General features: G+C 40.3%; 16 protein-coding genes and 1 riboswitch. Of the genes, 11 read left to right on the top strand and 5 right to left on the bottom strand.

Going from position 1 to position 22,456, the window contains the following annotated elements:
• Positions 1 to 83: 83 nt before the first annotated feature.
• Both C9J47_RS12365 and C9J47_RS12370 read right to left on the bottom strand, forming a co-directional pair.
• Positions 84 to 1,226 carry a DnaJ domain-containing protein gene (locus C9J47_RS12365; protein WP_107253806.1) on the bottom strand — a complete coding sequence of 381 codons (1,143 nt, stop codon included), beginning with the start codon at positions 1,224 to 1,226 and terminating at the stop codon, positions 84 to 86.
• A gap of 413 nt (positions 1,227 to 1,639) precedes the next feature.
• Positions 1,640 to 2,341 carry a helix-turn-helix domain-containing protein gene (locus tag C9J47_RS12370; protein ID WP_107253807.1) on the bottom strand — a complete coding sequence of 234 codons (702 nt, stop codon included), beginning with the start codon at positions 2,339 to 2,341 and terminating at the stop codon, positions 1,640 to 1,642.
• Positions 2,342 to 3,141: 800 nt separating this feature from the next.
• A riboswitch (glycine riboswitch) is annotated at positions 3,142 to 3,257 on the top strand.
• Between the two features lie 82 nt (positions 3,258 to 3,339).
• On the opposite strand from C9J47_RS12370, the gene C9J47_RS12375 reads away from it, so the two are divergent.
• Positions 3,340 to 4,731 carry an alanine/glycine:cation symporter family protein gene (locus C9J47_RS12375; RefSeq protein ID WP_107253808.1) on the top strand — a complete coding sequence of 464 codons (1,392 nt, stop codon included), beginning with the start codon at positions 3,340 to 3,342 and terminating at the stop codon, positions 4,729 to 4,731.
• A 91-nt stretch (positions 4,732 to 4,822) separates the two neighbouring features.
• On the opposite strand, the gene C9J47_RS12380 is transcribed toward C9J47_RS12375, so the two are convergent.
• Complete coding sequence (locus C9J47_RS12380) at positions 4,823 to 5,233, bottom strand: ester cyclase (protein WP_107253809.1); 411 nt, start codon at positions 5,231 to 5,233, stop codon at positions 4,823 to 4,825.
• Between the two features lie 312 nt (positions 5,234 to 5,545).
• A complete protein-coding gene (locus tag C9J47_RS12385; protein WP_107253810.1) occupies positions 5,546 to 6,199 on the bottom strand; it encodes an HAD family hydrolase in 654 nt (217 codons plus the stop codon).
• Between the two features lie 380 nt (positions 6,200 to 6,579).
• Between C9J47_RS12385 and C9J47_RS12390 the strand changes: the two genes are divergently transcribed.
• Positions 6,580 to 6,882, top strand: coding sequence for a high-potential iron-sulfur protein (locus C9J47_RS12390; protein WP_107253811.1), 303 nt, complete (start codon positions 6,580 to 6,582; stop codon positions 6,880 to 6,882).
• 98 nt (positions 6,883 to 6,980) lie between these two features.
• Here C9J47_RS12390 and yegD read toward each other — a convergent pair whose 3' ends face one another.
• Positions 6,981 to 8,333: a molecular chaperone gene (yegD, locus tag C9J47_RS12395; RefSeq protein WP_107253812.1), complete on the bottom strand. Its 1,353-nt coding sequence runs from the start codon at positions 8,331 to 8,333 to the stop codon at positions 6,981 to 6,983.
• 176 nt (positions 8,334 to 8,509) lie between these two features.
• Here yegD and C9J47_RS12400 point away from each other — a divergent pair, with 176 nt between their 5' ends.
• From C9J47_RS12400 to nhaC, 9 genes are all read left to right on the top strand, one after another.
• Positions 8,510 to 9,133 (top strand): thiol:disulfide interchange protein DsbA/DsbL, encoded by a 624-nt coding sequence (locus C9J47_RS12400; RefSeq protein ID WP_107253813.1) that lies wholly within the window; start codon positions 8,510 to 8,512, stop codon positions 9,131 to 9,133.
• A 541-nt stretch (positions 9,134 to 9,674) separates the two neighbouring features.
• Entirely contained in the window at positions 9,675 to 10,751 is a 1,077-nt protein-coding gene (locus C9J47_RS12405; protein ID WP_107253814.1) for a porin, read from the top strand.
• Between the two features lie 290 nt (positions 10,752 to 11,041).
• Entirely contained in the window at positions 11,042 to 12,058 is a 1,017-nt protein-coding gene (locus C9J47_RS12410) for a porin (protein WP_107253815.1), read from the top strand.
• A 438-nt stretch (positions 12,059 to 12,496) separates the two neighbouring features.
• Positions 12,497 to 14,647: an adenosylcobalamin-dependent ribonucleoside-diphosphate reductase gene (locus C9J47_RS12415; protein WP_107253816.1), complete on the top strand. Its 2,151-nt coding sequence runs from the start codon at positions 12,497 to 12,499 to the stop codon at positions 14,645 to 14,647.
• Positions 14,648 to 14,667: 20 nt separating this feature from the next.
• On the top strand, positions 14,668 to 15,375 hold the full coding sequence (locus C9J47_RS12420; protein ID WP_107253817.1) for a TSCPD domain-containing protein: 708 nt from the start codon (positions 14,668 to 14,670) through the stop codon (positions 15,373 to 15,375).
• A 514-nt stretch (positions 15,376 to 15,889) separates the two neighbouring features.
• Positions 15,890 to 17,548, top strand: coding sequence for a putative transporter (locus C9J47_RS12425; protein ID WP_107253818.1), 1,659 nt, complete (start codon positions 15,890 to 15,892; stop codon positions 17,546 to 17,548).
• Positions 17,549 to 17,944: 396 nt separating this feature from the next.
• Positions 17,945 to 19,630, top strand: coding sequence for a methyl-accepting chemotaxis protein (locus tag C9J47_RS12430; RefSeq protein ID WP_107253819.1), 1,686 nt, complete (start codon positions 17,945 to 17,947; stop codon positions 19,628 to 19,630).
• 183 nt (positions 19,631 to 19,813) lie between these two features.
• Positions 19,814 to 20,821: a LacI family DNA-binding transcriptional regulator gene (locus tag C9J47_RS12435; RefSeq protein WP_107253820.1), complete on the top strand. Its 1,008-nt coding sequence runs from the start codon at positions 19,814 to 19,816 to the stop codon at positions 20,819 to 20,821.
• A gap of 164 nt (positions 20,822 to 20,985) precedes the next feature.
• On the top strand, positions 20,986 to 22,449 hold the full coding sequence (nhaC, locus tag C9J47_RS12440; RefSeq protein ID WP_107253821.1) for a Na+/H+ antiporter NhaC: 1,464 nt from the start codon (positions 20,986 to 20,988) through the stop codon (positions 22,447 to 22,449).
• Positions 22,450 to 22,456: the final 7 nt, after the last annotated feature.

Consider the following 22,456-nt stretch of genomic DNA (forward strand, 5'->3'; position numbering starts at 1 on the left):
TAGCTGCAATCACAATCAGGAGGATAAGAGGTTATGCTTTTGCTTTACACCCAAGCTACCTCTTGTTCTTCCTTTAATGATCATCAGATGGAAGAAACACACGCATTATTTAATCTAGCGAACGCTTCAGAAAAACCAGTATTTGAAAAGTATTCTTCATTAAGGAGTACACTTTTACTATCAGACCAATTTGCCGCAGAAGACCCTTTACCATAAGGAATGTCATAAACAATAAAGTGACGTTCTTTTCGATCAAAGATCATGTTTGCAGACAAACGTCGCGCTCTAACCGTTTCATTTAAATAATATTCAAAGCCTGAGTCACAACTTTTCACAATATAAGACCCTTTATCACTGCGCACCGCAATATAAGGTTTCTGACTATTCTCGTAAAACTTCAGCTGCCACTGACCAATAACCTTGTCTATTTGAATACGTGCGATAGGCGCTGGTTCTACAGCCAAAACAACCGTTGTATCGACTTGATTAGCAATAGGGTTATTGACTACATCTAACGGATTCACATCTACGATGGTAGCAATAGCATTAGGTTCTATATCTTGATGATTAAACCATGCGAATACAGCCTGCCAAGGGGCTTTACCTGCACTTAGCAGCAACACAGCAAGCATAACCGGTACCAATAGTACTAACCCCACTCGCTTAGCATTGAAGTAGCCTAATGACTTAATTTGAGAGGCAACTTTTGGTGTCAGTACCGTTGGATCAACCGTGTTATTTCCGGTGGTAGATACGGCATGTGATTGATTATTCACTGCTAACTCTCGCCTTGCTTCCGCTAATAATTGGGCTAACCTAATGTTCTCTTCTTGAAGTTTACCTACATCATTACTGGCAGTATTTTTCATATTATGAATGTGCATAGAGCTATCAGCAAAAGCTTGCTGAGCTTCTTTTTGAGCGCTAGCTAATTTCTTAACGAGCCTATCTCTTTCCTCCTTCAGATGCCGGTAATCATTTTGAAGGCGGTGGATCTGGCTCAAGTACTTCTCAACAGATTTTGTTTGAACATAATCTGTATTAAACGCTTCTTGTTGTCCCTTTCCTTCACTAACATATTTATAGGCTTCAGAAATAAGCTGCATCAATGCTTTAGAACCACCTTTATCTGGGTGAGAGCGATTAGATAGGTGTTTATAGCGACGTTTTATATCACTCTGAGGGCTATCTTGATTTGTACCTAAAATGTCATGAAATGAAGTCATTAACGGATGCTATTCCTGAATGCAATGAGAAAACCAATCACAGTTATTATCTTATAATTTTGTATAACCAATCATATATAGCCAAGTTACCTCAAGATGCTCGTTTCAGCGAGAATTTGTTGTTCTCTAGGCAAGGCAATTATTTACGCACGTGCAGAGGTTGTAATATGCATTGTATTTTATATGCGGTAATATTGGAAATAATTTCAACAGGCTAAAAAACAACCAGTGAAATGTCTCCCCCTACATTGGGGGATATATCGGCTAAGGAAAAGCAAACTTTATAATATTGAGCTTATTTTAATAAAAAAAAGACGTAAGAGGTATGATATTGAAAGATAATTCTACTTTATATGAAGATTAAATATCTATTGAATAATGATAATGAATGAAACGGTATCACTCCAATACCGTTAATTCACATCATGCTTTTTTAATCTAAATTCGCCTGGTGAACAACCTATGTGTTTTTTAAATACACGAGAGAAATAGGAAACATCTTTAAAACCCGCAGAAGTTGCGACTGATGATATTTTCTCTCGATCAGAGATTAACAAACCACAAGCTAAATCCAATCGTTTTTTAATGATGTACTGTTTAAGGGTTACACCCATGACATTATGAAATAAGCGTGAAAAATAGGTCGGTGAATATTGGCAGGCATTAGCAAGATCTTCTTCACGCAAAGGCGCACTTATATTTTGATCGATAATGATCAAGGCAGGCTTAATGGATAATTCACGCTGTTCATATGCACCACTTTCAACATTGACAGTATGGGTATGAAGACGGGTAAAACACTCATCTAATTGTTGCCGATTTGAATTTACGCTGATGACATCATCACCACCAGCACGTAACACATTCAGTGCTAAATCTGCATCAAGTTCATGATATACAATAACGACTTTCGTTGTTGCATGGCGTTGTTTAACAGCTCTTAGTAATTCAAACCCTTCTGAACTAGAGTTTTTTACTTCAAGGAAGATCAACTCATGCCCTGTCATTGTCGACAGAAGTTCAAAAGGAGAGACATCAACAACGCTATGAAAATGCTTTAGATTTTCTTTCGCTTCAATGTGTTTATTATGATGATTGCAGCTAACCCAAATCACATTTTCACCTTATTGCTAGGGTTATAACGTCATGTATTTCAGCTCAAACTTAGAGCATAAACATGCCAAATTATACATAACGACTCATATGACATGTGCTTATGAATACGCTTTGTACCGACGTTTCCTGTCAATAATGTATAAATATTTATACAAAACTATCGCTATATTTTTTCTTATTTATAAATAATTAACGGTTAAATAATCAAATAAATCCAGTTTTATAACCCTGTCTCATTTCTAAAAAGTAATTATTTAAATCTCTGCTATTGATTAAATCATCAACTAATTTCAACATCAAACTAGTTAAAACACGTGCTGTTTATATTCAAAAATAGAATATTAATGCTAACTACTATACCTAAAGCATCTATTTATTTATCTTCGCGTATACAGAGAAATTAAATTTATAACGACAAAATAATGATATTGGCTACCTCCATAAGATAGTAAACTTCATGCTTATGACAAATATACCCAAGCCACTTCAAGATGCAGGATTCAGAGTGACTTGGGTATATGTATATTAATCTTACATCGCATTTTTTTGATTATTTACTCCATTTTTTTGCAGACAATCACATTTTTATCAATTAGTATTGCGGCTGAAAAAATTGAGTTCCGATGAAGATAGCAGGAGAGTGGCATATTATTCGCTAGCAGAATCATTCTGATACGAGTATAAGCCCGCCGAAGAAGTAAGCGCTCTTAACCGTTTGTTACTGTTCAAACACAAGACGTTAATCTTTCAGGCACTGGATTACATACCTTTCACAAGGTATCCGGTATGGACTGTTATTGGAGGAGCCTCTGGAGAGACCCGTTAAATCGGGCGCCGAAGGAGCAAGCTTTCCTTTTTGCTGTTTTAACATGCATGGAAAGTGAAACTCTCAGGCAAAAGGACAGAGGAGATAAGATCAACAGCCCAGAAACTATTTCTGTACACACTTGTTTCTGTTGTTCTATGTCTCTTCCTTTGAAGTTTAAAAGGAGGAATAATGAATCCGCTACATGATACGCTACAAAATACACTTCAAGTTATTGATAACCTTGTTTGGGGACCGCCACTACTGATCTTATTAGTCGGTACTGGTCTTTATCTAACAATACGTCTTGGTTTTATCCAAATTCGTTACTTACCTCTTGCACTTAGTTATGTGTTTTCAACTAAACATCGTACGAAAGGTGATGGTGATGTATCGAGCTTTGCCGCACTCTGCACTGCCCTTTCCGCCACTATTGGTACTGGTAATATTGTTGGCGTTGCAACAGCAATCAAAATGGGAGGACCTGGTGCACTATTCTGGATGTGGCTAGCTGCCCTATTTGGTATGGCAACTAAATATGCAGAATGCCTGTTGGCGGTGAAATATCGCGAGCAAGATGCTAACGGTCAAATGATCGGTGGCCCAATGTATTACCTAGAAAAAGGCGTCGGCAGTAAAACACTGGCCAAACTTTTTGCCTTTTTCGCCCTCGGTGTTGCATGTTTTGGTATTGGTACATTCCCACAAGCTAATGCGATTGTTGATGCTGCTTACCTTTCCTTTGAAGCACCCAAAGAATACACCATTGTGATTTTAACATTACTTGTGGCAACGGTGACACTTGGTGGAATAAAATCGATTGCGAGTGTAGCCAGTAAGGTTGTACCTGTAATGGCCGGTTTCTATATTTTGGCTTGCCTACTGGTATTAACGACTCAAATGCACGCTCTACCTGAAGCCGTCGCTTTAGTGATTAGCTCAGCATTTACTGGTCATGCTGCAGCTGGCGGTTTTACCGGTGCAGGTATCATGCTTGCGATACAATCAGGTATTGCTCGCGGTGTGTTTTCAAATGAATCGGGGCTTGGAAGTGCACCTATTGCAGCCGCGGCTGCGAAAACAGATTCATGTGTTCGTCAGGGGTTAACATCAATGACGGGTACATTTTTTGATACCATCATCATATGTACCATGACAGGACTTACACTTATTGTTACGGGTGCATGGCAGAGTGAGTATGCTGGTGCAGCAATGACAACCTATGCGTTTGCTGCTGGTTTAGATTCAGCGTATTGGGGACCATTGATGGTATCGGTAGGGCTGATGTTCTTTGCGTTTACCACCATCATTGGTTGGAACTATTATGGTGAACGCTGCATTACTTACCTTTTTGGTGTTAAAGCAATTCTACCTTATAAAATTGTCTTTCTGGTATTAGTGGCAAGTGGCGCGTTCTTAAAGCTGGATATGATTTGGCTAATTGCAGATATTGTAAATGGCTTGATGGCTGTACCTAACTTGATTGGTTTAGTCTTGTTACGTGGTGTTGTTATTTCAGAAAGTAATATTTACTTTGAGCAGCTAAAAACACTAACAGCCAAAAAAACACAACACGCTTTATAACATTACACATTATCATGAAGGTAAGCCGAGAGATTTTCTGGTACTCACCTGTTCTGAAGTTCTTGTGCTTCACCTTCATGTTAATCACTAATCATTCCAAATAGCGCGTCAGCTGTTGGTATAAATCAAAGCTACTGTCTTCTAACCAGCAATCAGTCATTAGTCCATCTTTCATTTGAAATAGCACCATTCCTGTCATTTTCACACTCTGGTTCTTTCCCGGTATTTTAATCCAACCACCATGATATGTGGCTTCACACTGGTACAGTGCCACCGTTTTATGTTCTTCCGTAATAACTTGAGAAATAGTGAAACGAACATTATTGAAACGTTGCTGCCAAATATTGACAAAGGAAAGATAATCTTCATGTGTCAGTGAAAAGCTTCGTCCTCCTGAAGTATGAAAATTAAAAGGATTCGTCGCACACTCAGCCAGCAACTGAGCATTGCCCTTTCCCCATACTTCATTAAACCAGCCATTTATCCATTCTTCTTTATTCATATACAGCCTCCAATGCAAAAATCTCGAAGTGCCCTCCCCTCACGAAAAAATAAGCGAAGTTTATTGCATTTTTATATGTTAATAATTTGTTTTACTGACACAACTACAAGATTAGACTCAAAATCACAAAAATGCTGCAAGGTTGCTCATAAGTTTCATCAAAGGTTAATACGGAATAGAAAACTAAATGCAGGAGGGTTAGAGGCGAGCTACCATCATCACTTATACGTATACATTCAATGATGATGGTCAATTATTACACTTACTTAGATATAATAAGCATCGTTCCGAATATCGTTCGGTAGTAACGTTTTACAGCGATAATTGTGAAAAAACGGATTGGTAATGCGTAAAGTTAGGTATCTGAGTATGGTGTTTAACACCTGTACCCACCGCTACAAAATCATAACCTAGCTCTTGGGTGGCATTTTTATTCCATTCACCATCGCCAAAAAATACACGGCGATCAAATATTTCACCTGTATCTTGTTTTGCCCTGAATGCTGCAAGTGCCATAATTTCAGTACGGCTCATCGCATCAGATGAGGATGTAAATGTTATATTTGATGTATCAATACCAACAGCTTGTAATTTCAATTTAGCAGCAGATTCCCACGCCCCCGTAGCAATCGCAATATGCGTATCTTCACGATCTTGCATTTGATCAATAAACTTCTTTGCACCTTTAATTTCATGCATTTCTGACGGATTGTTATTTAAGTATTCACGTATACATTCTAAATAGCGCGCTTCAACTTTACGATGAATAATCGAACGACTTTCACTGATATTATTCTTTAATAATATTTCATCTATAATGCCAGAATCCGTGACTTTCTGATATTGACTCCAATTACCATCAGTAGAGATACCCAGAACATCTTCAATTGCCAGCGTTAAACAATGTTGATCAATTTCATCAGAATCAACCAAAGTGCCATCTATATCTAAAAGAAATAAGTTCATTTTCTCTACCTTTACTGTTTTGTCTAGTGGTATCGCGCGCACAGCATGCGCTTGTAAACAAGATGTTGCAAGTTAAGAATTGATACAATCTGTGTTTTCTCATAAAATGATCAATCCCTTTTTAGTCAAATGCTTACTGTTAACAAATAGCGTTCTTCTGGTCTAATAAAATGAAATCCATTACACAAACTACGTGATCATGTGGACAATTAAGAAAGATAACTTTGCTAGATCGCATAATTCATTCCAAACTTATGAACTGATATCCCTACTAACTCGTATTAATGTTTAAATCACAGAGCGTTAAAGTAACGTCATAAAAAAATAGAAAATCGCAAAAAATATTATTAGATAAGTAATGTCGTTAAAAAGGATAATCCATGAAAAATCACCCTACACGTAGACGTTTTCTAAAACTTGGACTTGGTGGCGTAATCGGTGTCACTCTTGGTGGTACGGATTTAATCAAACCAGTACATGCAGCAGATATTCCTCACCTCGCTGAAGATGATCCACAAGCCGCTGCATTAAAATATGTTCATAAATCACCTGACGACAGCAAGCATTGTTCTGGCTGCTTACTGATTCAAGGTAATGACGGCGATGAATGGCGCCCTTGTGGTGTATTCCCTGGCAAGCTTGTTTCAGCAACAGGCTGGTGTTCTGCGTTTGCGCCTGCGTAACAATAGTTAATCACCCAAATAAGAAAGCCGAAGGCCGATAGCCTATTTCTAATAAAAGGCTATCGCTTCATTCAGCATTCACACTATATAAATCACTTCTAGCGAAAACAATGTTCAGCCCAGCGTGCTAAACCTGCCGTTACAGAACCAAAATAGCTGCCGCTAACAACGGGTACATTGGGTAATTGTTGCTCAATACAAGCACGTAATATCGGTGAGCGCGCTGTACCGCCAGTCATATAGATTAAGTCTGGCTTTTTACCCGATTGGTTTACGGCTTCAGTCACCAATTCACTCATCTTGGCTTTTGGCGTTTCAATTGCGTCAGCCATCTGACTTTGAGAAATAGAGACTTCTAGCAACTCAGACAAAATATGCATTTGTACCTGACTGCTTTTTGCTTCCGATAAGGTAATCTTACTTTCTTCTGCTTTTCTTACAATATGGTAGCCTAGCGTATCGTGATAAGCATGAATCAGGCGTTTGAGCTTTTCAGGTTCTGACGCATCACGTCGAAGTTGATCTAACGTACGAATATTTGCAGAGCTATAAAAATCTGTTTGGGCGATAACGTTGTTAATAGCAATAGGGTTCCAAAATTGGCTAATTGGCATATCGATACCACGCAGCGTTTTACTGCCTAATCCAAACAATGGCATTAATTGGTTAAAGGCTAAATGGATATCCAAATCGTTACCACCAACACGTTGACCACTGTGTGCAAGCAAACTATCGGTACGATCAGCTTTACCACACCAATCAGGGCCCATTTCAATCAATGAACAGTCCGTTGTACCACCACCAATATCAACCACCAGCACAGTTTTATTTTCCGTTAGCGTACTTTCAAACTCTAAACCTGCGGCTACAGGTTCAAATTGAAATTCAATATTGTTGAACCCAGCCCGTTTTGCCGCTTGCGTTAAAATAGATTCTGCTTGCTCATTAGCTCGTTCGCCGCCAGTACCCTGAAAATTCACAGGTCGCCCAATAACGGTATCTGTAATTATTTTCTGAGTCGTCATCTCGGCTTGGGTTTTAATGTTACTCATCATGGCGCAAACAAGATCTTCAAAAAAGCTTATCTGTACATCACGTAGCCCATTAGCACCAAGAAAAGATTTGGGAGATTTTACGTAATACACTTCTTCAGGATCTTCAAGATACAAATCCAATGCAGCCTGACCAAACTGTAAATCCCCTTTTTCAACACGAATATCTTCTTCGCGGTTCATTGCAATGGCGCGACGAAGTACTTGCTCACCGACAGTGTTAAGCGGAGATATACCCATGTGACGATATAAATGCTCACTAACGGCTTCACGAGTTGGTGCGCATAAAGTAGATGGTATGTACTGATTGCCATTTTCTAACGGCAACATACGTGGCTGCCCTTGCTCCATCATTGCAACTGAGCAATTCGCTGTCCCGTAATCAAATCCGATGTACATCCCGAGTCTCCACTTAGAAAAAGGTCGGCGATTTTATACTGATTTATCTATAATACCAAGAGGCTTTGACTGAATATCTCAACGAGATAATGCTCAAATTTGATTTAAAATCAGTTATTTTTTGCACGAACAGGCATAATCACCCCTTCATAAATAACCAGACAGACAGATTAACTATGAAACAGTATTTAAAACCCGCTTTAGCTTTACTATTTACCATGGTCGCTTTAGTGGGTTGCAACGACACTAACAACCCTAAAGAAGGTGATAAGTACACGCAAATATCAACGCCGATCTCCGATATGCCGATGGTTGTCGAAGTATTTTCTCTTTCATGCGGGCATTGCCGTAGCATGGAAACCATGTTGCCAGAGATAAAGAAAATGGCAGGCGTAGATATAGATAAAGTACATGTGACGTTTAATGAAAGCGCACAGGTCGCAGCTTATATTTTTTATACCGCCTCTATTCAGACAAATGGTAAGCCTAGTGATAAGCTGATGGAACAATTATTCGCTTACACGCAAGAAACGCCAGAAACGGCAACCGAAGCAGAAAAGAAAGTAATCTTAGAAGAAATCTTTACGTCAAATAATCTGCTTAGCCCTTATGGCCTAAGTGAAGAACAACACAAACAAGTGTATAAAAAAATGACGGAAGCTGAGTCTATCGTAGCAAACTCACAATTAGCGTCCGTTCCGGCATTTATTGTGAATGGTAAATATATCGTACAAAGCGATGCGCACCAAAGTTTGGACGATATGGCAAACACCATCAAGTATCTAACAACGCTAAACTAATACTGTTATACCTTACTTATAAAGTGACAAGATAACAGTACGTGTTAAAGCACCTAAGCCAGCATATTATTGATGCTGGCTTTTTTACATCTATACACAATGCGAAGAAAATAACCTTCAAACGTCTATACCCTGACACAGTAATACCTACATGAAATCTAATAAATCACCACACATAAAACACAGGTACAGCACACACCTAACACATTAATAACACATGAGAGCTACATCACAGTTACTTAACTAGTGACTCAACCATCAATAATAATTAATTAATCCATTGTTATAAAATAATTATTTTTCACATTTTCATCTAAATAATTCTTTAATTTTAGAAGAATTAACACCTGTGAAACAGATGGCATAGTAGCCATAACATGTTGAATTAAAGTTAATAAGTCACCTCTAAATCTCATGAAACCTAAAATTTACATTTTCTTTACAAGATTTTACTTACGCGTGTTGCTTTTTCCGCTTTAAATAGTTTTACGCATTTGGAGTAAATGCCGTAACAACATGAATATTTAAAGGAATTATAATAATGAATAAGAAAATTATCGCATTAGCGGTGGCAGCAGCAGTAGTTTCAACATCAGCTTCAGCAGCAACTGTGTACCAAGATGGTGCATCTAAAGTGACCATCGGTGGTCGTTTAGCTGTTCGTGCTGAGTATACAGAAAGTGTGAATGACCAAGACAGTACAACCAAGCTGGAAAACAACAGTTCACGTATTAACTTTGGTTTTGAGCATGAAATGGTTCCAGGCTGGATAGCTGGTGCTAAAGCAGAATGGGGCTACGATGCACTCGCAAGTGGCAGCCAAGACTTCAGCAACCGTTTAGGCAATGTGTACTTCCTTAACGAGCAAGTGGGTACAATTACACTGGGTAAACAATGGTCAACGTACTACGACATCACCGCTTGGACGGATGTGTTCTGGATCTACGGTGGTGAAGCGTCTGGTACGTACGATGGCCGTGCAAACAAAGATGGTCACGGTGATTCAGGTACAGGTCGTGCAAATGAGGCATTATCTTACCGTAAATCCATTAATGGCCTAAATATTGGTGTGCAGTACCAATTTGAAGGCGATGATATCGATGTCGGAACTACTACGACACACCGTGAGTACGGCCTGCAAAGTGCCCTATCGTACGACTTTGATTTCGGTATAAGTCTTGGTGGTGCATACAGCCTTACAAAGTATGAAGGCCAAGCCGACGATAAAACATGGACATTAGGTGCTTTATACCAGTCAGATATGCTTTATGTTGCGGGCCAATACGGTCAGTACGAAAACCACACAAGTGTGAACGGCAACCTTAGCGGTGTAACTAATAAAGCAGGTGTTAGTGGCGTAGCTGAAAATGCGACTGGTTACGAATTCATCGCCGCTTATCTAGTTAACGGTGGTGAGTACCAAGTATACGGTGGTTACAACGGTCTAGAAGATGATGACAGTAAAGCAGAATACTCATATGGTCTAATTGGTGCAGCATGGACACCTGGTAGCATGATTTTCTCGGCTGAATATAAGTTAGGCGTAACAGATAAAGATAACTTAGGTAACGATTCAGGTGCTGATCAATTTGCAGTGCTAGCACGTTACAACTTCTAAGCAATAGAAAACCGAATCCACTTTTTATTTTTTGCTTTATTTTGGCACTCTTTTGAGTGCCTTTTTTAATTACCAGCCTTTAAATCTAGCTCATCAAACCATTATTTCAAATTATATATGCACAAACCAACCATCACGCACGATAATGCTTATTTCTTAAATATTTACGTGATTCTGGTTACCTTTTTATAAACATCCGGACTAGAGTTTATTTCACGAAGTTAATAGCATTTTTTTGCCGTGAACGCTTCGAGGAGTAACAAAATTATTCTAGTTAAGGGATGACAAAAATGAATATGAAATTCATTGCCATCGCAGTGGCAGCAGCAACCGTATCAATTCCAGTTTCAGCAGCAACAGTATATCAAGATGACAACACAGTATTTAATGTAGGAGGTCGAGCAGAGGTTCGCGGTAATATTTCAGATGCAAATAAAACAACTACCAATGACAGTAGCTATAAAGATAAATCTCGCGTTCGTTTAACTGTCGATGGCAAACAAACATATAATTCAGACATTACTTTCGTCGGTAAATATGAATTTGAGCTGACAGAAAAAACAGATGGCGGCTCTGATGATGTAGCAATGAATACACGTCACTTATATGCTGGTGCAGAAACCAGTTTTGGCGATATTTTTTATGGTCACCAAGTAAATGCCGTAACCTACCTTACCGACTGGACGGATGTCGCCGAAACATTCAGTGGCTACACCAACGAGTATAACGTGGCAACAGCTGACCGAGCTAAAAATATGCTCCGTTACGCGACAACCACCAGCTACGGCTTAACATTCCAAGTTGACGGCAATTTTAATTCAGATAGCCAAAGTGATGGTTATGGTGCGATTGTTGCCTATGAACTACCTATCGGGTTAGAACTCGGAGCAGGTTATGCGGCAAGTGATCAAACACATAAAACTGATGTTTATATATTAAATGATACTGACAAATCTGATACTTACCTACTAGCCGCTAAATATGCCAATGATGGGATCTGGCTGGCAGCCATGTACCAAGGAGGAAACATTTCAAGAGGACTAATTAAAGACTCTGACTTTGATGCTGTAGACCTGTACGCAGGTTACTCATTTGGCGATAACACCGTCAACATGACATATAATTACTATTCAGCCGATGACATTACCGCGTTAGAAATCGACTTCATTGGTATTGAATATGCGCGCTATATGGGCAATGTTGCTCTCTTTGGCAGCTATAAGTTCAATTTACTTGATGAAGGTGAAGGTGGCGATGGAGATAATGATGAAGATGAATTACAGCTTGGTTTACGCTACGGCTTCTAAGACTGTTTTATTTAACTACAAAATTTAAGTCCTGCTCTGCTACATTGAGTCATATGTCACAATAAAAGCACTCACACTGAGTGCTTTTTTAATCTGTTTTATCTCGTCTGAATATTATATTTTTTGTTTCAAAAAACTCTTCTAATCACACCTTTTCCTCTCGACATTCTGTATTATTCCCTCTGCCATTTATCGGCAAGGCACAGTTATCAAACAATGAAAAAACAAGGCCGATCGTTTCATGTAACACTATACTTACAATCGCAGATATAGTGGCTGTCAAGACTAGAAGATCATCATATATTGTGTTTTCATCTGTCGCCTCAACATAAGATACAACCACGTATTGGCTCTTAAACACACATAATGCAGTCTGGATGACGCATTAAACTGTGTCTGTTGTGCTTGAATTACAACAAACATAAAGGTGCATTCATAATGGCGAAAACCTCAACAGCTTCTGAAGTATCTCAAGCAATCGATATTGCATACCAATCTACCTCTATGGAGATCTGGGACAGTAAATATCGTCTCAAGACTAAGCATGGAATCGCTATTGATGAGACTGTGGATGATACCTTCAAACGTGTTGCTCGCGCGTTAGCTGATTTAGAAAAAGATAAAGTCAAAGAACATTGGTACAACGAATTCTTGTGGGCACTGCGTAACGGTGCTATCCCTGCTGGTCGTATCACCTCTAATGCAGGTGCTTTTGAACACAAGCCTGCTACCTCGACCATTAACTGTACAGTATCAGGTACTATCGAAGATTCGATGGATGATATTTTAGGTAAGGTTCACGAAGCGGGTCTTACCTTAAAAGCAGGTTGTGGCATTGGATATGATTTCTCGACACTTCGCCCACGTGGTGCTTTTGTAGCTGGTGCAGGTGCTTATACGTCTGGTCCACTGTCTTTCATGGATATCTATGACAAGATGTGTTTCACCGTGTCTTCAGCAGGTGGTCGTCGTGGTGCGCAAATGGGCACCATGGATATCCGCCATCCAGACATTATCGATTTCATTCGTGCTAAGCGCGAAGATGGTCGCCTACGCCAATTCAACTTATCACTTTTAATTTCTGAAGAATTTGTTCAAGCTGTTAAGAACGATGAAGACTGGAGCCTTGTCTTTCCGATAACAGTAAAAGAAGCGAAGCAAGATAACCTCGACCTACATACTGATTCTTCAATCACGTGGACAGATTGGCCGCTGACTGAAAGTTTAGTGGAAGACAAAGACGGTCGAGTTGCATGTAAAATCTACCGCACCTTGCCTGCACGCAAGTTATGGAACGTTATCATGACGTCAACCTATGACTATGCTGAACCAGGATTCATTCTGATTGATAAAGTAAACCAGATGAACAACAACTGGTTCTGTGAAGAGATCCGTGCCACTAACCCTTGCGGTGAACAACCTCTACCACCTTATGGCGCGTGTCTTTTAGGTTCTATTAACCTAACAAAATTTGTCCGCGACCCATTTACGGATACCGCTGCATTTGATTGGGATGGTTTCCGTCGTGTAGTGGCTACTTTCACACGCATGCTAGATAACGTTGTAGAAATCAATCAGCTACCACTTGAAAAGCAACGTCATGAAATTATGCATAAACGTCGCCACGGTATGGGTTTCTTAGGGCTTGGCTCTACAACAACCATGCTAAAGCATAAGTACGGTAGCGCAGCATCGATTGCCTTTACAGAGCAAGTGGCACAAGAGCTTGCGATAACGGGTTGGAAAGAAGCCCTAAGCCTTGCCAAAGAAAAAGGCGCAGCGCCAGTCATGGAGCAAGAATTTACCATTACCGCCAAAATGATACGTCAGCGCCCAGAAATGGCAGATGATGGCATCAAGGTAGGTGATAAAATAAAAGGTAAAGTACTGCATGCCAAGTACAGCCGCTACATGCAGCAAGTTGCTGAAATTGAACCTGAGCTGATAGAAGCATTATCAACAGTTGGGGCACGTTTCACCCACCATAGTTCCATTGCGCCAACGGGTACTATTTCATTGTCCTTAGCGAATAACGCAAGTAACGGTATTGAGCCAAGCTTTGCCCATCACTACAGCCGTAATGTTATCGTTACCGGTAAAAAAACAAAAGAAAGTGTTGATGTATATAGCTTTGAGTTGCTTGCCTATCGCGAGCTAGTGAATAGCAAAGCAATGCCATACAGCACAGATGAAGAAACTCAGCTGCCAGAATATTTCATTACCGCAGATGATATTACACCAAGCCAACATGTAGATGTTCAAGCAGCAGCTCAACGCTGGATTGATTCTTCAATTTCCAAAACCGCCAATATACCAACAGACTTCCCTTTCGAAGACTTTCAAGACATTTACATGAATGCCTACGATAAAGGTTTGAAAGGTTGTACTACTTTCCGCTTCAATCCTGAAGTATTCCAAGGTGTACTCGTAAAAGAGAGCGACCTTGAAAATACAACGTACGTTTTCAACTTAGAAGACGGTTCAACAATTGAAGCTAAGGGTAACGAAGAGATTGAATACGACGGTGAAACACACACCGCAGCCAATCTTTACGATGCGCTTAAAGAAGGTTACTACGGTAAGTATTAAGTTAGAAAGGTTATACACTCATGGTTCAGAAAATTAGCAGTAAAATCGTTGGCTTTAAAGTTAAAAGCCAAGAGCCAGAAGTACAGGCAGAGCCAGTACAACCTGAAGAGATTGTTGAGTACATGCATGAAAACATGCCTCGACCTGACATTCTTTTAGGCACAACCTACAAGCTGAAAACGCCAGAGCACATCTCTGAACATTCTTTGTTTATTACCATCAATGATGTGGTTTTAAATGAAGGCACAGAGCATGAAGTACGTCGCCCATTCGAGGTTTTCATTAACTCAAAAAGCTTAGAGCACTATCAGTGGATTGTTGCTCTAACACGTATTATGTCCGCTGTATTCCGTAAAGGTGGAGACTGTACTTTTTTAGTGGAAGAGTTACGTTCAGTGTTCGATCCAAAAGGCGGTTACTGGAATAAAGGCAAATATGTACCTTCTTTAATTGCTGAGATCGGTAATATTATCGAACAGCACTTAACGAAAATTGGCATGATGGGTGTGCCTGAAGTGGATGTACACCAAAAAGCATTTTTAGACGCTAAAAAAGCAGAGCTTGCAGGCAAAGTAGCTGAAGAGAAAATTGCAGAAGACGCTGAATCTGAAAGTAACGGCAGTTTTCCGCCAAGTGCTACCTTGTGCTACAAGTGCCACACTAAAGCGATGATAATCAAGGATGGTTGCCAGACTTGCTTAAATTGCGGCGACTCTAAATGCGGTTAATATACTTAATCGTATTATAAGAAATAATCACTACACTAAAGGGGCCTACGCCCCTTTTTTTATCTATCATTATAATTCATCCCTTTCAACGCTAATCCCCAGCCAACCGCCATGGCGCAACACAAACAAAACAGAGATGCAACACAGCCATAACCATTGCTGTCTTTATCTTGGTTAACTGCACAATTATCAGCCTAGGCACTTAAATGTATGATAAATATGCGCTATTAATATGAATTATAGATATAGTAAGCGAGATGTTATTGATTAATAAAACAATTAAACTGACTTATCTAATAATGATAAAAACATAAATAATATAGGCCGTCAGTTCATTAATTGAAAAGCCGATACACCAGCTGTAGGCATCAACTCCCTATTCACTCCTTTCACATAAGTGAAATCTGTCCTTACCGAGTTCCTCTTCACTACCCCTGGCGCAGACTTTTTTACCGATTTTTTCGGAGAATAACTATCGCAACGATTTTGTTTCATAAAAGCTAGGAGACTCACTATGAGTGATATTGCACTATCTATCAGCATATTAGCGCTGGTTGCAGTGCTGGGCTTATGGATTGGGAATTGGCGTATTTGTGGTGTTGGATTAGGGATTGGCGGGGTGCTGTTTGGCGGCATTTTTGTTGGTCACTTTACTGACTCATGGGGCGTTGCTCTCGATTCACATACCCTGCACTTTATACAAGAATTCGGGTTAATACTGTTTGTGTATACAATTGGTATTCAAGTAGGACCCGGATTCTTTGCTTCACTACGAAGTTCTGGTCTTAAACTCAACGCCTTTGCTGCATTAATCGTTTTACTAGGCTGCATTGTTGCTATCGGCTTATATAAAATATTTGATGTTCCTTTACCTGTTATTCTCGGTATTTTCTCGGGAGCCGTCACCAATACCCCATCGCTTGGTGCTGGTCAGCAGATACTCACTGAACTTGGTGCACAAGAGGGTATGCTTGACCTAACAGGCATGGGCTATGCCGTTGCGTACCCTTTTGGTATTTGTGGGATTTTATTAACCATGTGGATTTTACGTCTGGCCTTTCATGTCAATGTTGACAAAGAAGCGGAAGAGTTTGAAGTTCAGAACGGTCATAAAAAACAAAACTTACACACCCTTAACGTTGCTATTCGTAATCCCAACTTAAACGGTTTGCAGCTTAAAGATGTACCAGCATTAACTGAGGGTGACATTGTTTGTTCACGCTTAAAACGAGGCGAGAAATTGCATGTTCCCCGCCCTGATACGCGAATTGAAACAAATGACTTGCTTCACTTAGTCGGCGCTAAACACGCCCTCGAAAAAGCACGATTAGTGATTGGTGAAGTTGTAGATGCATCACTATCAACCCGAGGTACAGATCTAAGGGTTCAGCGATTAGTGGTAACCAATGAAATCGTTTTGGGCAAAAAAATTAGCCACCTTGATCTCAAAGAAAAATATGACGTTGTGGTATCGCGCTTAAACCGAGCAGGTGTTGAATTAGTACCGACAAGCCAAACGACATTACAATTTGGTGATATTTTAAACCTTGTTGGGCGCCAAGAAGCCATCGAATCTGTTAGTGGTATTGTGGGTAATGCCCATCAAAAATTACAACAGGTACAAATGCTGCCAGTATTTGTGGGTATTGGTTTAGGGGTTTTATTGGGGTCGATTCCTTTCTATTTACCGGGGTTTCCAGCCGCAATTAAACTTGGCTTAGCAGGTGGACCGTTACTTGTCGCACTCATACTTGCTCGTATAGGCAGTATTGGTAAGTTATATTGGTTTATGCCACCCAGTGCTAACTTGGCATTACGAGAAATAGGGATTGTGTTATTTCTTGCTGTCGTTGGGCTAAAGTCTGGTGGTGGCTTTGTTGATACACTCATAAACGGTGACGGTTTAAGTTGGATGGGCTACGGTATTGTTATCACCTTAGTGCCTCTTCTTACTGTCGGCTTTTTAGCACGTATTGTGGGGCAGCTTAATTACCTTACTATCTGTGGCATGCTTGCGGGTTCGATGACCGATCCACCAGCTCTTGCTTTTGCCAATGGCTTACATCCAACAAGTGGGGCTTCAGCGCTATCGTACGCAACAGTCTATCCATTAGTGATGTGTTTAAGAATATTATCACCACAAATACTCGCCTTATTATTATGGGCAGTTTAATGCATATTAAATAAATCATTTAAACCAAGATGCCTCAATATAAAAGCCACAATACGTGGCTTTTATACTTTTATTGCAATACAGAAGCTAATTTGAATATTTATTTGTATTTTAATTTAAACATTAACCTAATTGTAATTTTTTCATAAGCAGAAGCAGAATCACGTTTTTAATAGGAAGTAAATATTACTGAAGAGACATAATGTATTGACTGCCTAATTAAGCGCATATAAATACTCGAATTTACAGGCATCAGAATAACCACACATATAAAATGGCTATCATAAAAACAGTATTAAACAGTAAACTTTCAACACGCCCTGCCGACATAGATTAAAGATATAGAAGAGAGCAAAACCATTATAAATACAAATATGAAACAGGGTCCATATAATTATGAACAAACTCAATTTAAAGAGCAAATTATTACTGCTCAGCTTGCTACCAGTGTTTATTATCATGAGTGTCGCGATTGGCATTGTTCTTAATTTAGAAAACAAAGCATTAGATGAACAAGTCGAACACTTCAATAATAAATTAATTAGCGAACGAAAAAGTCAGCTTAAAGATGCAGTTAACATCAACAAACATGCTGTTGAGAATATCCTCGCCGCCAATAGTGATAAAAAGCAAGCCATTCAACAAATTCGGGAGCTGCTACTTCCGTTGAGATTTGCGATTAACAATACCGGCTACATTTTTATCTATGACAAGAATGGCAACAACATTGTTCATGCCGCAAGTCCGGAGAAACAAGATAAGAACCATCGAGGAATGACAGATCCGAACGGCGTCAAAATTCTTGAGAAACTGTACCAAGCCGCGCAACAAGGTGGGGGGTTCGTCAACTATGTTCATCCGAAAAGCGGCAATCCTACCCCACAGCCTAAACTCAGTTACGCCTCTTCAATCAAAAATACAGACTGGTTTATCGGTACAGGAGTATACATTGATGATATTAATAACGAAGTCTCTGAGTACCAGTTAACAGCTAAAAATGAAATGAATGAGCGTTTTAATATTGTTCTACTCACTTCTGGTATTTTAAGTCTATTGACGATCTTTACGATCATTTTCACTGCAAATCGTATTATACGTCCAGTACAGAATATGGTTGAAACCTTGAATGATATTGCCGACGGTGAAGGTGATTTAACCCGCCGCCTTGATATCAATGGCCATGATGAAATTGCGCAACTGGGCAACGCATTCAACCGCTTTGCCACAAAATTACAACATATCATCCGACAAGTCTCCACAGTAACCGATCAAGTATCCGGTGCTGCGGGCAATATTCACAACCAAACAGCCAGCCTTACTCGCCAGCTCCAAGAACATAACAACGAAACAGAACAAGTTGTCACTGCTGTTACTGAGATGAGCTCAGCAGCAAGTGAAGTAGCAATGAATGCGAATGAAGTTTCAAGCGCAACCAGTGATGCAAGCCAAGATTCTATCGTCGCCCAGCAACGCGTTGATACATCTGTTGTTTCAATCACTGCATTAGTTGAAGAAGTCGATCAGGCAGCACAACATATTCATTCGTTAAACCAGCAATCACAAAAAATCGATAATGTATTAAAAGTAATCGGTGAAATTGCAGAGCAAACTAACCTACTCGCTTTAAATGCAGCGATTGAAGCAGCACGGGCTGGCGAGCAAGGTCGTGGGTTTGCTGTCGTTGCAGATGAAGTGCGTGGGTTAGCAAGCCGTACTCAATCAAGCACCAAAGAAATAAAAGAAATGTTAGATGAACTGCATCGATTAGTGTCCCAGGCAGTAACGTCGATGGATCATAGTCAATCTACCTGTACTGAAGCAGTGGATGCTGCAAATTTAATTACAGATAGCCTTTCTTCTGTTACGGGCGCTGTTGAATCAATTAATGACATGACAAGTCAAATCGCGACGGCTGCAACAGAACAAAGTTCGGTCACCGATGAAATCAATCGTAATATGGTTTCTATACAAGATATCGTGACCGATTTAATTCATTCGAGCAGCGACTCTGAAAAAATAGTTAATGAACTTAACCATGCTGGTAGTGAGCTGAAAAGTTTGGTTGGGCAATTTAAAGTATAAATACATCAATTATTTATATTCATTCACATTAAATGGCAGCCCTTAGGTTGCCATTTTTATATTCAAGCCTGCCAAAATCAACATCTACCCTCTCTATCGAGCATTTGATGCAACTAACATTTTTGCACTGATAATCTATGTAAACTGCCGCAACTTTTAGTATCACGATAAATAAACAACTTTATGGCAACGATTAAAGATGTGGCAAAACTGGCTGGCGTCTCTACTGCGACAGTCTCCCGAGTAATTAATAACACCACATATGTTGAGCCCGTGACCCAAGAACGCGTTCAAAAAGCAATGAAAGAACTGAATTACCACCGTGATGCTAGGGCTGCAGCATTAGCAAGTCGTTCTAACAACACCCTCGGCTTATTAACCGGCAATCTTGCCGACCCATTCTTTGCATTAATCGCTAAAAGTGTCGAAGAAGTCGCGCGTTCACAAAGCTGTCAGCTTGTTGTGGTCAGCGGTGGTCATAATGCCCAACGAGAAAAAGAAGGTTTAGACTTTCTGATCAGCCAAGGCTGTGAAGCCATGGTAGTACACTCAAAAATGCTGGATGACGCGACACTGCTTCGTTACAGCGCTCAACTACCCGCCATGGTATTAATCAACCGTACTATTCCTCAGCTTGCTCATCGGGCAGTTTGGGTCGATAACCGTGCAGGAGCAGCTAAATCCGTCGACCATTTGATCGCATCGGGTCACCGCAAAATTGCTTGCGTTACCAGTGATCTGCCTATTGAGGATCGAACAGAACGACTTGAAGGCTATCGCCAAGCAATGGCATGTGCCAATCTCACCATTCAGCCCAATTGGGTTATCAACCAACCCTTTAGTGAAGAAGGTGGAGAAGCCGCAGGTAAGCTTCTGATCAAGCAATGCCCTGAAGTAACAGCCGTTGTCACATTCAATGATGTAATGGCAGCCGGCTTAATGGCAAGCTTGTATGAGCAAGGCTATAAAATCCCAAATGACTATTCCATTATCGGCTTTGATGATGTGCTACTTGCACGCTACCTCTACCCTCGCCTCTCTACTATGCATAACCCGATCGATTTGATGTCGACACATGCCGCAAAATTAGCCTTACAGCTACGTGAGCAAAGTAATATTTTACCTTCAACAAACCTATTTGATGCCAATTTAGTATGCCGCCAAAGTGTTTCTATACCCCGACAAGCTTAAAAACCGTGATCAAGTTCAAATGTGAAGATCTCATGTAACCGCTTACATGAAACGGATACATAAGTCTCATTTTACCTAGTGTGTACCTCTTATTATGGCGACGTTGAAACAACCTACGATTATAAAAAATTCTGTACGACTTTACTTTTTAAGAGGACAAATCAATGACGAATAATAAGCCTCTGCCAACTTTAGCATTAGCGATTGCACCTATCGCTGTTATGTTTGGCTTACTCGTGATCGGCTACGGCATACTAGGTTTACGCATCGAACCTCTATTACTTATCTCTGCCGTTTTCACGGGCGGGATAGCCTATAAAATGGGTTATAACTGGGATGACATCATGGGGGCTATCGTTGAAAAATTAGCGAAAGCCATGCCTGTTATTTTGATTTTAGTTTCAGTGGGCGGCTTAATTGCCAGCTGGATGGTAAGTGGTACGATTCCTTTCATGGTGTATTGGGGCTTAAAAGTCATTAGTCCTGAGTACATTTTGATTGCTGCGTTCTTCGTAACTTCGGTAGTATCTGTATGTACGGGTACATCTTGGGGCTCTGCGGGTACTGTTGGCGTCGCCTTAATGGGTGTTGCTGCTGGGCTTGATGTATCACTCGCTGCTGCTGCAGGTGCGGTGGTATCTGGCGCATACTTCGGTGACAAACTATCACCTCTTTCTGATTCAACCAACTTCGCGCCAGTTGTATCAGGCACGACCCTTTACGAACATATCCAACACATGCTTTACACCACGATTCCTGGCTTTGTTATTGCCTCAATCGTGTTCTTTATTGCAGGTCAACATGGTGATGTCGCCAATGTCAGCGAACCTCAAAAAGTTATCGATATTCTTACCGGTATCGAAAGCCTTTATAACCTGAACATTATATTAGCCCTTCCTCCTGTTCTTATTCTTTGGGGCGCTGTAACTAAAAAACCCGTTCTTCCTCTTATGCTAACCGCTTCTGCGTTAGGGCTTGGTTTGGGTATGGCAGTACAAGGGTTTAGCCTACAGCAAGGTTTTCAAGCATACGTTGATGGCTTTAACATCAGCATGCTAAGTGATAATGGTCATGCTATCGATGGCCTAGTACCAGACATTGCGAAGCTGCTTAACCGTGGTGGCTTATTCTCGATGATGAGCACTATTTTACTGGTATTTTGTGCTTTCGCTTTTGCAGGTATTTTGAGCCTTACAGGTGCACTTAATGTTGTACTTGGTCGCTTCTTACACCTGATTCGCACTACGGGTCAGCTAATTTTATCTACCGTTATTGCAACCATTACAGTGGTGTTCACCACATCTGATGGCAAGCTTGCACTGTTAATTCCAGGGGAATTATTCCAAGGCGCTTATCGCAAGATGGGCTTAGACACCAAAAATCTTTCTCGTACATTAGAAGATGCAGGCACGATCATCGAACCATTGGTTCCATGGACTGCTGCTGGTATCTACATGGCAAGTACATTAGATGTACCAACACTTGATTATTTACCGTGGGCAGTTCAGTGCTACACCGGGGTTATCTTCGCGATTATTTACGGTTTCACTGGCTTTGGTATCGCTAAAGCGAAGCCTATCGGTACAGAAGAACAAACCGTCAATATGTCTCCTGCTGACGTTAAATAAATTAAAA

This window comes from Photobacterium indicum, assembly GCF_003026215.1.
Taxonomy (GTDB): Bacteria; Pseudomonadota; Gammaproteobacteria; order Enterobacterales; family Vibrionaceae; genus Photobacterium; species Photobacterium indicum.

Excerpts from the sequence above, each read along its gene's own strand:
- yegD (WP_107253812.1), bottom strand. The coding sequence starts at position 8,333 with ATGTACATCGGATTTGATTACGGGACAGCGAATTGCTCAGTTGCAATG.
- C9J47_RS12405 (WP_107253814.1), top strand. The coding sequence starts at position 9,675 with ATGAATAAGAAAATTATCGCATTAGCGGTGGCAGCAGCAGTAGTTTCA.
- C9J47_RS12365 (WP_107253806.1), bottom strand. The coding sequence starts at position 1,226 with ATGACTTCATTTCATGACATTTTAGGTACAAATCAAGATAGCCCTCAG.
- C9J47_RS12430 (WP_107253819.1), top strand. The coding sequence starts at position 17,945 with ATGAACAAACTCAATTTAAAGAGCAAATTATTACTGCTCAGCTTGCTA.
- C9J47_RS12400 (WP_107253813.1), top strand. The coding sequence starts at position 8,510 with ATGAAACAGTATTTAAAACCCGCTTTAGCTTTACTATTTACCATGGTC.
- C9J47_RS12385 (WP_107253810.1), bottom strand. The coding sequence starts at position 6,199 with ATGAACTTATTTCTTTTAGATATAGATGGCACTTTGGTTGATTCTGAT.
- C9J47_RS12435 (WP_107253820.1), top strand. The coding sequence starts at position 19,814 with ATGGCAACGATTAAAGATGTGGCAAAACTGGCTGGCGTCTCTACTGCG.
- C9J47_RS12415 (WP_107253816.1), top strand. The coding sequence starts at position 12,497 with ATGGCGAAAACCTCAACAGCTTCTGAAGTATCTCAAGCAATCGATATT.
- C9J47_RS12410 (WP_107253815.1), top strand. The coding sequence starts at position 11,042 with ATGAATATGAAATTCATTGCCATCGCAGTGGCAGCAGCAACCGTATCA.
- nhaC (WP_107253821.1), top strand. The coding sequence starts at position 20,986 with ATGACGAATAATAAGCCTCTGCCAACTTTAGCATTAGCGATTGCACCT.
- C9J47_RS12390 (WP_107253811.1), top strand. The coding sequence starts at position 6,580 with ATGAAAAATCACCCTACACGTAGACGTTTTCTAAAACTTGGACTTGGT.
- C9J47_RS12420 (WP_107253817.1), top strand. The coding sequence starts at position 14,668 with ATGGTTCAGAAAATTAGCAGTAAAATCGTTGGCTTTAAAGTTAAAAGC.
- C9J47_RS12375 (WP_107253808.1), top strand. The coding sequence starts at position 3,340 with ATGAATCCGCTACATGATACGCTACAAAATACACTTCAAGTTATTGAT.
- C9J47_RS12425 (WP_107253818.1), top strand. The coding sequence starts at position 15,890 with ATGAGTGATATTGCACTATCTATCAGCATATTAGCGCTGGTTGCAGTG.
- C9J47_RS12380 (WP_107253809.1), bottom strand. The coding sequence starts at position 5,233 with ATGAATAAAGAAGAATGGATAAATGGCTGGTTTAATGAAGTATGGGGA.